Raw genomic sequence first — 13,894 nt, 5'->3', positions numbered from 1 at the left:
TAGGCGCCCATCATGCGGGCGGACAATGCACAGCCGGTCGACCGGACCATGGATATCGAAACGATGATGCGCGCCCTGCTGCGCGACGTGCTGGCCCTGTCGCAGGACCGGGTGGACGCCTTCGATGCCGACACGCCGCTGTTCGGCGCTCTGCCTGAACTGGATTCCATGGCCGTCGCGGGCCTGCTCACCGAGATGGAGGACCGCTTCGGCATCCTGATCGAGGATGAGGATATAGACGGCGACACGTTCGAAACCTTCGGATCGCTCGTCGCCTTTGCGCGGGGGAAGACCGGGGGCTGATTCCGGCCGCCGCGCCGCGCCCTTCCGCCGTCAGGCCAGTTTCCGCGCCCGCTCCCGCCATGCCTCGGCCAGCACCGGCATGTCCGCCAGCGCCCGCACGGCGTCCGGATCGCCCTTGTGCCCGCCCCCGATCAACAGCCGGAACACCCGCGCAATCGGCCATTGGGGCAAGGGCCGCTCCAGCAATTCCATCCGCGTCCCGGCTTCCGCCTCCCCCTCCCGAAGGACGCGGAAATAGATGCCGCATCGCGCCGTCCTGACGATGGTCGCCATCACGTCGCGCGCGCCGAAACGATGGTCGATCTTCCAGCAGGGCTGCCGTCCATGGCTCACCTCCACCACCGCGCCGCCCAACGCGAAGCGGTCGCCAAGGCAGATGTCCTCCTCCGTCATCCCGCGAGACGCGATATTCTCGCCAAAGGCGCCCGGCTTCTCCAGCAGGGGATGGCCCGGCTTGCGCTCGCGCCACCAGCCATAATGGTCCTGCGGGTAGAGGTGGATCGCCTTGTCCCAGCCGCCGTGATGCACGCTGTCGGCCACGCCGTCGCCTTCCAGGCCCAGCCACCCGATCCGCACCGCGCCCGACACCGGCCGCTTCGCGATCGCGCTATGCTCGCCGTCGCGAAAGGGGACGGGCATGCCAGTCAGCAAGGCGTCGACGGTCATGGAGCAAGCGGCCATGCCCTTCCTTGCCACGGAAGCCATGGCCGGGGAAAGGCCGCTCGGCGGGAAAAGGACTCAGGCCGGCGAAAGCTCCGAACCCAGCTTCAGCACTTCGCATCCGCTGTCGGCGGCCACCAGATAGGCGGGATCGCGGCTGGAACCGTTGCGCCTGACGACCGCGCCCTCGATACGGCGCTCCACCTGCCGCTCGAACCGTTCCGATATTCTCCCGCGGCCGACGCCCTGCCCCCGGTTCCACTTGACCCTCGCTCCTTTGCGAAAGCTCCCGGTCATCACGCATCCTCTTCCTTTGGGAAACAACCGCGCCGGCCGGCCGTCATTGCCGCCGCCATGCAAAAATCCCGAACGGCGTCCCGGTTCCCTTGGGTTTTGCGCTTGCCTGCGTTAAGGGCGGCGGATGGATGTCACGGGGCTTCGCGTCGCACTCTTCAGCGGCAATTACAATTATGTGCGCGATGGCGCGAACCAGGCGCTCAATCGCTTCGTCGCCTATCTGCTGCGGCAGGGGGCGGCGGTGCGCGTCTATTCGCCCACCACGGACAGCCCGGCCTTCGAACCGGCGGGCGACCTGGTCAGCGCGCCTTCCGTGCCGGTGCCGGGCCGGCGCGAATATCGGATTCCCTACCGCATGTCGGGCGCGGTGCGCCGCGACCTGAGGGCCTTTCGCCCCAACCTCGTCCACGTTTCCAGCCCCGATCCGCTGGGCCATCGCGCCGTCGCCTGGGCACGCCACCATGGCCTGCCGGCGGTCGCATCCGTCCATACGCGCTTCGAAACATACCCGCGCTATTACGGCCTCGCCTTTCTGGAGCCGGTGATCGAATCGCTGCTCCGCCGCTTCTACCGCCGCTGCGACGCCATCGTCGCGCCGTCCGAATCGATGGCGCAGCTCCTGCGCGAACAGCGGATGAGCTATGATGTCGGCATCTGGACGCGGGGCATAGACCGGGACATCTTCCATCCGGGCCGCCGCGACATGGCCTGGCGCCGGTCGCTCGGCATCGCGGACGACGATCCGGTGATCGGCTTCATCGGCCGGCTGGTGATGGAAAAGGGCCTCGACGTCTTTTCCGACACGATCGATCATCTGGCGGCGAAGAATGTGCGGCACAAAGTGCTGGTCGTGGGCGAAGGCCCGGCGCGGCAATGGTTCGCGAACCGCCTGCCCAACGCGGTCTTCACCGGATTTCAGAAGGGCGCGGACCTTGGCCGGGCCGTCGCGGGCATGGACATGCTGTTCAACCCCAGCGTCACGGAAACCTTCGGCAACGTCACGCTGGAGGCGATGGCATGCGGCCTGCCCACCGTCGCCGCCCGCGCCACCGGCAGCGAAAGCCTGGTCGCCGACGGCGTCACCGGCCGCCTGATCCGCCCTGGAGCGATCACCGCCTTCGCCGACGCGCTGGCCGCCTATTGCACCGATCCCGCCGCCCGCGCCGCCGCCGGGGCAGCCTCCATGGGGCAAGCGGAACGCTATGGCTGGGACCAGGTGAACCAGGCGCTGGTCGACACCTATATCCGCATCATCCGCCAACGCGAACATGGCGCGCTGGTCCGGTCCAGCCCTGTTCCCTGAAAGCCAAAGCCTTCCTATATCCGGGACAATGGCCGATCTTTTCGCTCCCGACGACATCCCCCCTGTCCCAGCCGACGCGCCGCTGGCCGACAGGCTGCGCCCGCGCGCGCTGGCGGAGGTCGTCGGCCAGGACCATCTGACCGGGCCGGAGGGGGCGATCGGCCGCATGGTCGCCGCCGGCCGCCTGTCCTCGATCATCCTCTGGGGTCCGCCGGGCACGGGCAAGACCACCATCTCCCGCCTGCTGGCCGACGCGGTGGGCATGCGTTTCGAACCGATCTCCGCCGTCTTCTCCGGCGTGGCCGACCTCAAGAAGGTCTTTGCCGCCGCGAAGGACCATGCCCGGCGGGGCGAGAAGACCCTGCTGTTCGTGGATGAGATCCACCGCTTCAACCGGGCGCAGCAGGACGGCTTCCTCCCCTTCGTGGAGGACGGCACCGTCACGCTGGTGGGCGCGACCACGGAAAATCCCAGCTTCGAACTCAACGCCGCGCTCCTCTCCCGCGCGCAGGTGCTGATCCTGCGCCGGCTGGACGCGAGCGCGCTGGAACAGTTGCTCGACCGCGCCGAAGCGCTGACCGGCCGCCCCCTGCCGCTCGAGGCCGCCGCCCGCGAAGCCCTGCTCGCCAGCGCCGACGGCGACGGACGCTTCCTGCTGAACCAGGTCGAAACCCTTTATTCCATCGACCTCCCGCAGCCGCTCGATCCGGCGGGCCTTTCCGCCCTGCTCCACCGCCGCGTCGCGGTCTACGACAAGGACCGGGAGGGGCATTACAACCTCATCTCCGCGCTGCACAAAAGCCTGCGCGGTTCCGACCCGCAGGCCGCGCTCTATTATCTCGCCCGCATGCTCACCGCGGGGGAGGAGCCGCTCTACGTGCTGCGCCGCCTGGTCCGCTTCGCCGCGGAGGACATCGGCCTCGCCGACCCGCAGGCGCTGGTCCAATGCCTCGCCGCCAAGGACAGCTATGAATTTCTCGGCTCCCCCGAAGGCGAACTCGCCATCGTCCAGGCCTGCCTCTATTGCGCCACCGCGCCCAAATCCAACGCCGCCTACAGCGCCATGAAATCCGCCTGGAGGTCCGCCCGCGAGACCGGATCGCTGATGCCGCCGCAAAATATCCTGAACGCCCCGACCAGGCTCATGAAAAACATCGGCTACGGCAAGGGCTATCAGTACGACCATGAGGCGCAGGACGGCTTTTCCGGCGACAATTACTGGCCCGAAGAGATGCAGCCCCAGAGCTTCTACGCCCCCACCGAACGCGGCTTCGAAGCGCGCATCGCCGAACGCATGGCCTATTGGGAGCGCCTGAGGGCCGAACGCCGCCCGAAATGACGCCCCGCTTCGTCCGCTACGCCGTCATCGACTGGTCCGGCGCGAAGGGTTCGCGTCACAAGGGCATAGCCGTCGCCCTGTGCGAGGCCGGCGATGCGGCGCCCCGGCTCCAGCATCCGGACGGCGGCGGCCTCTGGTCGCGCAGCGCCGTCGCGGACTGGCTTGTCCACGCGGCGGCCGAAGCCCCGACGCTGTTCGGCTTCGATTTCAGCTTCGCCCCGCCCTATGTCGCGCGCCAGGGCTATCTGCCCGGCGACGAGGTGCCCGTCACCGGCCCCGCCTTCTGGGCCTATGTCGAGAGCATCTGCGCGGACGAAGACCTGGGCGCGGCCAGCCTGCTGGAACGCACCCACCGCCGGCATTTCTATTTCGGCAAGGCCGACGGCATCAAGGCGGACTATATGCACAACCGCGCCTGCGAGGCGCACTACAACGCGCAGGGCGGCGGCAAGCCCTCCACCGTCTATGACGCCATCGGCGCGGCGCAGGTCGCCAAGGCCAGCTTTTCAGGGATGCGCCTGCTCCACCGCGTCCATCCCCATGTCCCCATCTGGCCCTTCGACCCGCCGCCCGAAAGCGGCTCGCTGATCGTGGAAATCTATACCAGCATCGCCGCCCGCGCCGCCGGACGCCCCAGGGGCAGGGCGAAGATGCGCGACCTGCCTGCGCTGAACGACGCCCTCCTTGCCGTCGAATCGCAGCCGCATGAGGGCCTTCCCCCCGACGATCACGGCGCCGACGCGATCCTGACCGCCGCCTGGCTGCGCCGCATGGCCCCGCGCCCCGGCCTGTGGAACCCGGCGCCGCTCGATCGGAAAATCGCCGCAACAGAGGGCTGGACGTTCGGCATCATCTGATAGTAAGGCGCTCCCCGTCCGACGCGGACATGCCGGCTTAGCACAGCGGTAGTGCAGCGGTTTTGTAAACCGAAGGTCGGGGGTTCGATCCCCTCAGCCGGCACCATGACATTCCCGCGCCATCCGCGCTATAGTCGCCCGATGGCATATCAACGCCTGAAAAGCTGGGCCAGCGCGCTGAAGCTCGACATCATGGCCCTGTGGATCGCCGCCCGCGACAGCCGCACGCCTCTGCTCGCAAAGCTCGTCGCGGCGGGCGTCGCCGGTTTCGCGCTCAGCCCGGTCGACCTCATCCCGGACTTCATCCCGATCCTGGGCTATCTGGACGATCTCATCATCCTGCCGCTCGGCATAGCGCTGGCGATCCGCCTCATCCCCCCGCCGCTGATGGCGCAGTTCCGGGCCGAAGCGCGCCGCCTGTCGGACCGTCCCCAAAGCCGCGCGGCCATGGCGGTCATTCTCCTGCTCTGGCTGGGGTCGGGGCTGGCGCTGTCGCTTTGCGCCACGCTCTGGATCGCCCGCCGCGCCCACTGATGCCATTCCATCCAGCCCGAAAAGCAAAATGGGGGCCGGCATCTCTGCCGGTCCCCACTTCCGTCGCGTCTCCCGATCCGCTTCTCTTTCCAGATGCGATCATCGGACTCGGCGTTCGATAGGTCCGCCTCAAAGGCTTTGCTATCGTTTCGGCTCCGTTCGTCCGGCCGGTCGGCCTTTCTCCCGCAGCCTGTCCTCTTTGCCCGATGCCCGACGTTCACTTTCGCGCGTACCCGGCATCATCCATTGAGAACCGTCGGATTTTCCGCATCTTCCTTCCGGTCCATGCTTCTTTCCCAACGCTCGAAAATTCCTTCAAGTCACTGATTTCTCATCGACTTTGGCATCCAGATTTCTCTGTCTCCCGGTCTTTCCGATAAGATGATGCTCTCACCAAAAGCGAGTCGCTCAAAGCGGAATCTCGCAGCTGGAAGGGCGCCTCGCGCTAAAGCTGTGGATAAATGTGGATAAATTTTCGCCACGGTTCAGCCGCCCGGCGACCAGCCCTCCGGCGCCAGCGCGAAGCCCGAAAATTCAAATCCCGGCACCACCGTGCAACTGACCAGGCTCCAGCCGCCCATGGGCCGCGCCGCCTGCCAGTGACCCGCCGGAACCATCGCCTGCGGACTCTGCCCCGCCAGCACGTCCCCGCCCAGCAGCAGGTTCCGCACGGCCCCGCCCTCTTCCGCGATGGAAAGCCCTATCGGCGCCCCGCCATGCCAGAACCAATGCTCGTCGGCGTCGACCCGGTGCCAATGCGACCGCTGATGCGCCTCCAGCAGGAAATAGATCGCCGTCCCACCGGCCCGCTCGCCCGGCTCGGCCGCCGCCCGCCAGGTCTCCCGAAACCATCCCCCCTCCGGATGCGGGGCCAGGTCCAGCGCCCGGATCAGCGCCTCCGCCGTCCCCTCGTCGCAACCGTCCATCGCTTCGCCTCGAAATTTATCATATGGAAAACAACATGATGCGCCGTTGTCGCAGGTTCATGCAACCTCCATCAATATGCGCGGGTTGAACGATCAAAGCACGCCTTTTGGAGGAGATAAAATGCGTAAAGCCCTTATGGCCATGGCCGCCGTCTCGCTGGCCATTCCCGCCTCGATGGCCGTTCCCACGGACGGCGCCAACGCCCGCCGCCATTATGAATATCGCGAATGGCGCGGCCGCGACGGCCGCATGTACTGCCGCAAGTCCAACGGCACGACCGGCCTGATCGTCGGCGGCGTGGGCGGCGCGCTGGTCGGGCGCGCCATCGACACGCGGGGCGACCGCGCCACCGGCACGATCCTGGGCGCGGCCGGCGGCGCGCTGCTCGGCAAGGAAATCGACAGCAAGCGTCGCTGCCGCTGACAGGCGCGAAAAGGGGCGGCTTCCGATGGGAAGCCGCCCCTTTTCCTGTTCAACGCGCCCGCAGGCTTATTCGGCGGCGGCGCCGCGCGCGTCATCGACCTTGAAATCCACGGCCTGGCCGCCGGAAACGCCCGAAACGCGGCCATTCTTGACCGAAAGGTTGAAGGCGACGGCGTCGGGATAGCGACGGCCGGAAATCACCTTGCCGGTCTTGGTGTCCTTGACGTCATACACATAGGTGTAACCTTCGTGCGTGAACTTCTGCTTGGCGGCCTCTTCGGCATGGGCCGCGGCATTGGCGGCGCCGACGACGACCAGGGCGGACATTAGAAACTTGGACAGCATTCGCATGAGTAAACTCCTTGTGAATGCCGATCAAACACCTCTGGAATATTCTTTTCTGTTGGCGCCGGTTTATGAAGCGCGCGGGGAAAACGACAATCGCAAACAAAGGCGAAACGATTGCATTTCCCGCAACCGTTTTTCAACCCTTTGATAAATCGACGATATGCCTGAATTCCGCCGCCGTCAGCGGGGACACGGAAAGGCGGGATTGGCGTATCATCGCCATATCAGCCAGCTTCGGATCGGCCTTCATCGTCTTCAGCGTCACGGGCTTTTCGAACTTTTCCTTGGGCGCCACATGGACGGCGATCCACTTGCCCGTCTCATCCGTGCTGTCGGGCGCTGCCTCCCCGACGATCTCCATGATGCCGACCGCCTCGACCCCGATATTGCTGTGGTAGAAGACGGAAAGGTCGCCCTTGCGCATCGCCCTCATATGGCCCTGCGCGGCGTGATTGCGCACGCCGTCCCACTCCGCCCTCCCCTTTTCGACCAGATCGTCATAGGAAAAGGCGTCGGGTTCCGATTTCATCAGCCAATAGTTCATGGCTTATCCTTGCATCAGCCGCGAAGGACGATCAAGGATGCGCGCATGACCCGCGCCGCCACGACGGCGCGCCAGCCCGATCCAATTGAATTTCGGAGAAATCGCGTGTCGCAATCGGTGCCGGGACAAGTGCCCGTCCTGTCCCTGGCCAACATGGCCAGGGCCGACTTCGCCGCCGCCTTCGGCGGTTCCTTCCAGCGCTTCGGCTTCGCCATGGTGAAGGACCATGGCATGGACCAGGCGCTGATCGACCGTGGCTGGGCGCTCGCCCGCCGGTTCTTCGCCCTGCCGGAGGAGGTCAAGCGCCGCTACGACGCCCGGTATAATGGCGGCCAGCGCGGCTACACCGCCTTTGGCGTGGAGATCGCCAAGGGCGCGAGCGAGAACGACCTAAAGGAATTCTGGCATGTCGGCCGCGACCTCCCCGAAGGCGATCCGCTGGCGCGGAGCATGCCGCCCAATGTCTGGCCGGAGGAACTGCCGGAATTCCATGAGACGTTCTCGCGCCTCTATGCCGAATTCGACCGCGTCGGCGCCGACCTGCTCTCCGCCATCGCGCTCTATCTGGGGCTGGAGGAGCGCTGGTTCGACAAGCCCGTCGAAAACGGCAATTCGATCCTGCGCCTGCTCCACTATCCGCCCGTCTCGCCGCAGGCGCCGGGCATCCGCGCCGGCGCGCATGAGGACATCAACCTCATCACCCTGCTGCTGGGCGCGGAGGAAGGCGGGCTGGAACTGAAGGATCGGGACGGCAACTGGCTGCCCGTGGTTCCGCCGCCCGGCGCGCTCGCCATCAATGTGGGCGACATGCTCCAGCGGCTGACCAACCACCGCCTGCCATCGACCAGCCACCGGGTCGTCAACCCGCCGCCGGAACGGCGCGGCTATTCGCGCTATTCCATGCCCTTCTTCCTGCACCTGCGGCCGGATTTCCTGATCGACGCGCTGCCCCAATGCGTGGATGCGGACCATCCCCGGCGCGACCCGCCCATAACCGCGCACGACTATCTGACCGAAAGGCTGCGGGAAATCGGGCTGATCAAGGGATAAGCTCACCGTGCTCCTGCGCAGGCAGGAGCCTAGTTCCGCCGTTTGAACTGGGCTCCTGCCTGCGCAGGAGCAGGAAGCGCTCCGATCGAAACGAGCACGCCCAAAAGATCAGGAACCTACCGCCGCCCACGCCCCATGGTAATGCCGATCTCCTCGCCCTTCTCGCTGAGGGCGAGCTTCACGATCTTCACCTCGACATGCGTCACCTTGTCGTCCTGGAGGAAGATCGTGTCGACGATATGGTCGGCCACCGCCTCGATCAGGGTGAAATGCTGTCCTTCGGGCAAGGCCGTCGTCGCCGCATGCTTGAGGTCCATGTAATTTTTGGACCGGGACAGCGGCGTGTCGGGATCGTAATGATCCGCGACCTTCAACCGCGCCCTGATCGATATGCGCAGCGGTTGCGGCAGGTGCGTCTCCTCCGAATAGATGCCGGTCAGGACATCCACGTCCAGATTGTTCACCTCCAACGTCAGGAAATCGTCAAATCCGCTGTTCATAGCTCGCCACGTTCGGCCGGTCCCTGCTGCGGGAGTGGGCCAGTTTTAGACTTTTATTTTGCGAGCCACGCGCTAAAGCCCGCCGCTCTCGGCGCGTCCATGCGCCATTGAGGACGGATCGGCAAGACGTGTCTGTGATAGTGCCCCTCAACATGATGTCGCGGGACGCGATAGAGCGGTTGCTCGACGCCGCCTTCGGCGCTGACCGGCACGGCCGCACAGCCTATCTGATTCGCGACGGCATGCCCTGGCTGCCCCAACTGTCCTTCGGCATGGAGGATGAGCGGGGCAGGCTCATCGGCTCGCTGCAAAGCTGGCCCGTCGCCCTCGCCCATGCGGACGGCGGGCGGACGCCGCTCATCATGGTCGGTCCCGTCGCCGTCGACCCCGCCGTCCAGGGGACGGGCCATGGCCGCGCCCTGATGGACGCCGTCGTGGCGGCCGCCCGCGCGCAGCGCAGCGATCCGCTGATGATGATCGGCGATCCGGAATATTATGGCCGCTTCTGGGGCTTTTCGGCGGAAGCGACCGGCGGCTGGGACTGCCCCGGCCCGTTCGAGCCGCGCCGCCTGCTGGCGCTGTCGGTCGACGGGCGGCCCCTGGGCGGCACGGGCATGCTGGGTCCGCGCGCCACCGTCCGCGCCTGAAATTTCCCTTTTGCCTTCGGGCGCTCCGCCCCCTATCTCCGCCCTATGCCGATGGAGCCGCCCCCCGATCTCGCCAGCCTTTCCCTGACGGACATTGCGCGGCTGCTCCAGGAAAAGCGCCTGCCGCCCGTGGAGAAATGGAACCCCGACCATTGCGGCGACAGCGACATGCGCATCGCCCGCGACGGCACCTGGTTCCATCAAGGCTCGCCCATCGGGCGGGAGGCCATGGTCCGCCTCTTTTCCACCATCCTGCGCCGCGAACCGGACGGCAGCCACGTGCTGGTCACGCCCGTCGAAAAACTGTCGATCGAGGTGGAGGACGCGCCCTTCGTCGCCGTCGAGCTCAAGAGCGAGGGCGAAGGCCGGACGCGCAGCCTCGCCTTCCGGCTCAACACGGGCGACCTGGTCGCCGCCGGGCCGGACAACGCCCTCATCCTGCGCGAAACGCCGGACGGGCCGCATCCCTATCTCCACGTCCGCGGCGGGCTGGAGGCGCTGATCGCCCGCAGCGTCTATTATGAACTGATGAACCTGGCGCTGGACGAAGGCGCCGAACCCATCGGTCTCTGGAGCAACGGCGCCTTCTTCGCGCTGGACGGATCGGCATGACCCTGGCGGAACGGCTGCGGACCGCCCTCCGGGAAGGGCATGAGCGGGAGGTCGGCGTCCTGGCCGCCGACACCCGCGATCCCCGCATCGACGGCGACATCATGCTGTTTCCCGCCGCCGTGCTGGTCGCGATCACCGACCGCCCCGAACCCGGCCTGATCCTGACCCAGCGTTCGACCGGACTGCGCAAGCATGCGGGCCAGGTCGCCTTCCCCGGCGGGCGGGTCGACGACGACGACCCCGACGAAATCGCCGGCGCCCTGCGGGAAGCGCAGGAGGAGATCGGCCTCCTGCCCGACCTGGTCGACATCATCGGCACGTCGGACCGCTATCACACCTTCACCGGCTTCGACATCGTCCCCGTGCTGGGCGTGATCCCGCCCGACCTCCCCCTCTTCCCGCAGGAGGCCGAGGTCGCCGACCTGTTCGAACTCCCCCTCTCCTACGCCCTGAACCCCGCCAACCGGATCAGAAGATCGATCGAATTTCAGGGCGTTGAAAGGCATTATTACGAAATATTCTGGGAAGGACGGCGCATCTGGGGCATCACCGCCGCGATCCTCGCCAATCTGTCGCGCAGGCTAGGCCATGACCAGTCTGCTGCCTGACGCCGACTGGCGCCACCGCCCCGGCCTGGACGCGCTGCTGAGGGCGCTTGGCGCGGAACAGGGCCTTGCCCGCTTCGTCGGCGGCGCGGTGCGCGACGGCCTTCTGGGCCTGCCGGTCAACGACCTGGACATCGCCACCGTGCTGGAGCCGCAATCCGTCATCGACCGCCTCAAGGCCGCCGGCATAAAGGCCGTGCCCACCGGCATCGACCATGGCACGATCACGGCGGTGATCAACGGCTGGCCGGTGGAGATCACGACCCTGCGCCGCGACGTCAGCACGGACGGCCGCCGCGCCACCATCGCCTATACCGACGACTGGCGCGAAGACGCCGCCCGGCGCGATTTCACCATCAACGCGCTCTATGCCGACCCGCTGACCCACGCCATCACGGACTTCTTCGGCGGCGTCGCCGATCTTCGCGCGCATCGCGTCCGCTTCATCGGCGACGCCGGCGCCCGCATCGCGGAGGATCATCTGCGCATCCTGCGCTATTTCCGCTTCCTCGCCCGCTTCGGCCATGACGAACCCGATGATGAGGCCTATGCCGCCTGCCGGCAGGCCGCCAACAGCCTGATGGCCCTCTCCCGCGAACGCATAGCGGACGAGCTGCTCAAACTGCTCGCCCTGCCCCGCCCGCTGGCCTCGCTCCGGCTCATGGTCGACGGCGGCATATTGCTGCCGGTCCTTCCGGAGGTCGACCATGGCGGGCTGGCGCGCCTGTCCGCGCTGATCGATCGCGAGGCCGCCTCCGGCACCGCCCCGGCGGCCCTGCGGCGCCTGGCGGCCCTGCTTCCCCCGGACCCCCGCGTCGCCGACCAGGTCGGCGCCCGGCTCAAATTGTCCAACAAGGCCCGAAAGCGCCTGGCCACCGCGCTGGAGGGCGCAGCCTCCGCTCCGCCCCGCGCCCTCGCCTTCCGGATCGGCGTGGAAGGGGCCATCGACCGCATGCTGATCGATCCATCGGCGCCGCTCAACGACATGAAGCTGCTCGCGGGCTGGACGCCGCCGCGCCTGCCGCTGGGCGGCGGCGCCCTGATCGAGCGGGGCCTGCAACCCGGCCCGGACGTGGCGAAGGCGCTGGCGGAAGTTCAGGACATCTGGGTGGCGGAGGGCTTTCCCGACGAAGCCCGCCTGTCGGAAATCGCGGATCAGACCGTTTCGAAGTTCCAGCGCGCCCGCCAATAGTCATAGGCGTCGGCTTCGGGCATCGGCCGCGCGAAATAATAGCCCTGCCCCTGCCAGCAGCCCAGATTCTGCAACGCATGGGCCAGTTCCTGCGTCTCGATCCCCTCGGCCGTCACGTGCAGCCCCAGCGATTCGGCCAGCGACAGGATGGTCCGCACCATGATCTCCTTGTCCCGGTCCTCCAGCATGGAGGTCACGAAACTGCGGTCGATCTTCAATATGTCGATGGGCAGGCTGTGCAGGCTCGCCAGGTTGGAATAGCCGGTGCCGAAATCGTCCATGGCGATCGGCATGTGCAGATCCTTGAGCGCGAACAGCAGCTTCCGGGCCTTCTCCGGATCGGCGATGATGGCGCTTTCGGTCAGTTCCGCGGTCATGCGCTTGCCCGAAATGCCCGAATAGCGCAGCGCCTCCTCGAACATGGAGGCGACATCGTCCCGCGCCATCTGAATGGGGGACAGGTTCACATTGACGCCCAGCGGCGCCGGCTGGCCGAATTTCGCGTCCCACCGGCTGAGCGCCTGCGCCGCCTCATAGGCCGCCCAGCGTCCCAGGGAGGTGATCAGCCCGCTTTCCTCCGCCACGGCGATGAATTCGGCGGGCGAGACATGGCCCAGTTCCTCGTCCTCCCACCGCGCCAGCGCCTCGAAACCCGTGACTTCCCCGGTCTGGAGGTGGATGAGCGGCTGGAAGGCCAGGGTCAGCCCGCCCTGCGCCAGCGCGTCGCGCAACCGGCTCTCTACGGAGAAGCGCCGCTGCGCCTCCTTGAGCACGCCGTTGCGATAGATTTCCACCTTGCCGCTGCGCTTGGCGATCTTCACCGCGGCCTGCGCCTTGCGCACCACGTCCTCGGGATCTTCGCTCAGGCTGGTCGACAGGGCGCAGCCGATCGCGCAATCGACCCTGATCTGCAGATCGCTCAGCCTGATAGGATAGCTCAGCGCATCGCGAATGCGCTGAACGATGTGAAGGGCGTCGGACAAGCCGTTGTTAAGACGGGCGAAGATCGCGAAATCATTGCCGCCGATGCGCGCCAGCACATCGCCCTGGCGCAGGCTCGACTTCAACCGCTTGGCGACGGTGATCAGCAATTCGTCGCCGGCCATCGGCCCCAGCGATTCATTGACCCGGCTGAACCGGCTGAGATCGATGGCGATGACGCCGAACTGCGCATTTTCCGGCCAGGGCGCGTTGGTCAGCCGGTCTTCGATCTCTTCGCCGAAACCCGTCCGGTTGGGCAGCGCCGTCAACCCGTCGGACAGCAATTCCCGCCTCAGATTCTTCTCGATGGTCCGGTCGCTGGTGCGGTCGAGCGCCGTGAACAGGAAAAGGTCGGGCTTGCCGTCCCGTTTCGGCAGGCGGCCGACCGTGCAATAGAAATATTCCGGTCCCAGCGCCCCGTCGCGACGTAATTCGAATCCTTCCGAATCGCGGCCGGACAGGATGCTCTCCACGATTCGCTTGCGCCATTCGGCCGCGTGGGACCGTTCGGCCTTGCCCGACAGGATGCAATCGAAGCTGTGCGCGAAGGCCGCATTGGCCCCCACCATGGACAATCGCTTGTTCTCGAACGATAATATGGTGGCGGGAAAGGGCAATGCCGCCATCCAGTCGGGCATCGGCAGCGTCGGCGACGGATGCGCGCCATCATGCCCCGAAAGAAGCTCGACGTCCGGCGTTTCTGTGGGCCGATCGCGCATCGACATGGATTCCATGGCCCTGGCGATAGGGCCAAAGGGTAAATATTCGGGAA

The 13,894-nt window shown here is 66.6% G+C and carries 18 protein-coding genes and 1 tRNA gene; 12 read left to right on the top strand and 7 right to left on the bottom strand.

Annotation, left to right across the window (positions count from 1 at the left end):
• The first annotated feature begins 12 nt into the window (after positions 1-12).
• The gene (locus L286_RS44460; RefSeq protein WP_013039865.1) at positions 13-303 is read left to right on the top strand and encodes an acyl carrier protein; all 291 of its coding nucleotides are present in this window, start codon (positions 13-15) and stop codon (positions 301-303) included.
• Positions 304-333: 30 nt separating this feature from the next.
• On the opposite strand, the gene L286_RS44455 is transcribed toward L286_RS44460, so the two are convergent.
• Together L286_RS44455 and L286_RS44450 are read right to left on the bottom strand one after the other, a co-directional pair.
• Positions 334-984 carry an MOSC domain-containing protein gene (locus tag L286_RS44455; RefSeq protein ID WP_021223977.1) on the bottom strand — a complete coding sequence of 217 codons (651 nt, stop codon included), beginning with the start codon at positions 982-984 and terminating at the stop codon, positions 334-336.
• Between the two features lie 57 nt (positions 985-1,041).
• On the bottom strand, positions 1,042-1,260 hold the full coding sequence (locus L286_RS44450; RefSeq protein ID WP_007682839.1) for a DUF2945 domain-containing protein: 219 nt from the start codon (positions 1,258-1,260) through the stop codon (positions 1,042-1,044).
• A gap of 124 nt (positions 1,261-1,384) precedes the next feature.
• On the opposite strand from L286_RS44450, the gene L286_RS44445 reads away from it, so the two are divergent.
• From L286_RS44445 to L286_RS44425, 5 genes are all read left to right on the top strand, one after another.
• Positions 1,385-2,563 carry a glycosyltransferase family 4 protein gene (locus tag L286_RS44445; protein WP_020818831.1) on the top strand — a complete coding sequence of 393 codons (1,179 nt, stop codon included), beginning with the start codon at positions 1,385-1,387 and terminating at the stop codon, positions 2,561-2,563.
• A gap of 28 nt (positions 2,564-2,591) precedes the next feature.
• Positions 2,592-3,902 carry a replication-associated recombination protein A gene (locus L286_RS44440; RefSeq protein WP_020818832.1) on the top strand — a complete coding sequence of 437 codons (1,311 nt, stop codon included), beginning with the start codon at positions 2,592-2,594 and terminating at the stop codon, positions 3,900-3,902.
• Positions 3,899-4,759, top strand: a complete 861-nt coding sequence (locus L286_RS44435; protein ID WP_007682833.1) for a hypothetical protein — start codon at positions 3,899-3,901, stop codon at positions 4,757-4,759. The genes L286_RS44440 and L286_RS44435 overlap by 4 nt, the downstream gene beginning before the upstream one ends.
• Positions 4,760-4,790: 31 nt before the next feature.
• Positions 4,791-4,865: transfer RNA gene (locus tag L286_RS44430), tRNA-Thr, on the top strand.
• Positions 4,866-4,900: 35 nt separating this feature from the next.
• Positions 4,901-5,293 carry a YkvA family protein gene (locus L286_RS44425; RefSeq protein WP_020818833.1) on the top strand — a complete coding sequence of 131 codons (393 nt, stop codon included), beginning with the start codon at positions 4,901-4,903 and terminating at the stop codon, positions 5,291-5,293.
• Between the two features lie 485 nt (positions 5,294-5,778).
• On the opposite strand, the gene L286_RS44420 is transcribed toward L286_RS44425, so the two are convergent.
• Entirely contained in the window at positions 5,779-6,219 is a 441-nt protein-coding gene (locus L286_RS44420; RefSeq protein ID WP_013039858.1) for a cupin domain-containing protein, read from the bottom strand.
• 121 nt (positions 6,220-6,340) lie between these two features.
• Here L286_RS44420 and L286_RS44415 point away from each other — a divergent pair, with 121 nt between their 5' ends.
• Positions 6,341-6,643 carry a glycine zipper 2TM domain-containing protein gene (locus L286_RS44415; protein WP_025161093.1) on the top strand — a complete coding sequence of 101 codons (303 nt, stop codon included), beginning with the start codon at positions 6,341-6,343 and terminating at the stop codon, positions 6,641-6,643.
• A gap of 66 nt (positions 6,644-6,709) precedes the next feature.
• Here L286_RS44415 and L286_RS44410 read toward each other — a convergent pair whose 3' ends face one another.
• Together L286_RS44410 and L286_RS44405 are read right to left on the bottom strand one after the other, a co-directional pair.
• Positions 6,710-6,994, bottom strand: coding sequence for a hypothetical protein (locus tag L286_RS44410; protein ID WP_013039857.1), 285 nt, complete (start codon positions 6,992-6,994; stop codon positions 6,710-6,712).
• 133 nt (positions 6,995-7,127) lie between these two features.
• A complete protein-coding gene (locus L286_RS44405) occupies positions 7,128-7,535 on the bottom strand; it encodes an EVE domain-containing protein (protein ID WP_020818835.1) in 408 nt (135 codons plus the stop codon).
• Positions 7,536-7,640: 105 nt separating this feature from the next.
• Here L286_RS44405 and L286_RS44400 point away from each other — a divergent pair, with 105 nt between their 5' ends.
• A complete protein-coding gene (locus L286_RS44400; protein ID WP_025161094.1) occupies positions 7,641-8,585 on the top strand; it encodes an isopenicillin N synthase family dioxygenase in 945 nt (314 codons plus the stop codon).
• A 116-nt stretch (positions 8,586-8,701) separates the two neighbouring features.
• Here L286_RS44400 and L286_RS44395 read toward each other — a convergent pair whose 3' ends face one another.
• Positions 8,702-9,085, bottom strand: a complete 384-nt coding sequence (locus tag L286_RS44395; protein ID WP_020818837.1) for a dihydroneopterin aldolase — start codon at positions 9,083-9,085, stop codon at positions 8,702-8,704.
• 152 nt (positions 9,086-9,237) lie between these two features.
• On the opposite strand from L286_RS44395, the gene L286_RS44390 reads away from it, so the two are divergent.
• From L286_RS44390 to L286_RS44375, 4 genes are read left to right on the top strand one after another with little or no spacing between them, the layout of a single operon-like run.
• Positions 9,238-9,732 carry a GNAT family N-acetyltransferase gene (locus L286_RS44390; protein ID WP_193377934.1) on the top strand — a complete coding sequence of 165 codons (495 nt, stop codon included), beginning with the start codon at positions 9,238-9,240 and terminating at the stop codon, positions 9,730-9,732.
• Positions 9,733-9,777: 45 nt separating this feature from the next.
• Entirely contained in the window at positions 9,778-10,344 is a 567-nt protein-coding gene (locus L286_RS44385; RefSeq protein ID WP_020818839.1) for a DUF1285 domain-containing protein, read from the top strand.
• Entirely contained in the window at positions 10,341-10,952 is a 612-nt protein-coding gene (locus tag L286_RS44380; RefSeq protein ID WP_020818840.1) for a CoA pyrophosphatase, read from the top strand. Before L286_RS44385 ends, L286_RS44380 begins: the two co-directional genes overlap by 4 nt.
• Complete coding sequence (locus tag L286_RS44375; protein WP_007682819.1) at positions 10,933-12,141, top strand: CCA tRNA nucleotidyltransferase; 1,209 nt, start codon at positions 10,933-10,935, stop codon at positions 12,139-12,141. The genes L286_RS44380 and L286_RS44375 overlap by 20 nt, the downstream gene beginning before the upstream one ends.
• Here the strand turns inward: L286_RS44375 and L286_RS44370 are convergent.
• Positions 12,105-13,847: a putative bifunctional diguanylate cyclase/phosphodiesterase gene (locus tag L286_RS44370; protein WP_238559345.1), complete on the bottom strand. Its 1,743-nt coding sequence runs from the start codon at positions 13,845-13,847 to the stop codon at positions 12,105-12,107. The genes L286_RS44375 and L286_RS44370 overlap by 37 nt on opposite strands.
• Positions 13,848-13,894: the final 47 nt, after the last annotated feature.

This window comes from Sphingobium sp. HDIP04 (assembly GCF_000445085.1).
Taxonomy (GTDB): domain Bacteria; phylum Pseudomonadota; class Alphaproteobacteria; order Sphingomonadales; family Sphingomonadaceae; genus Sphingobium; species Sphingobium indicum.
This window is presented reverse-complemented; position numbering and strand designations above follow the sequence as displayed.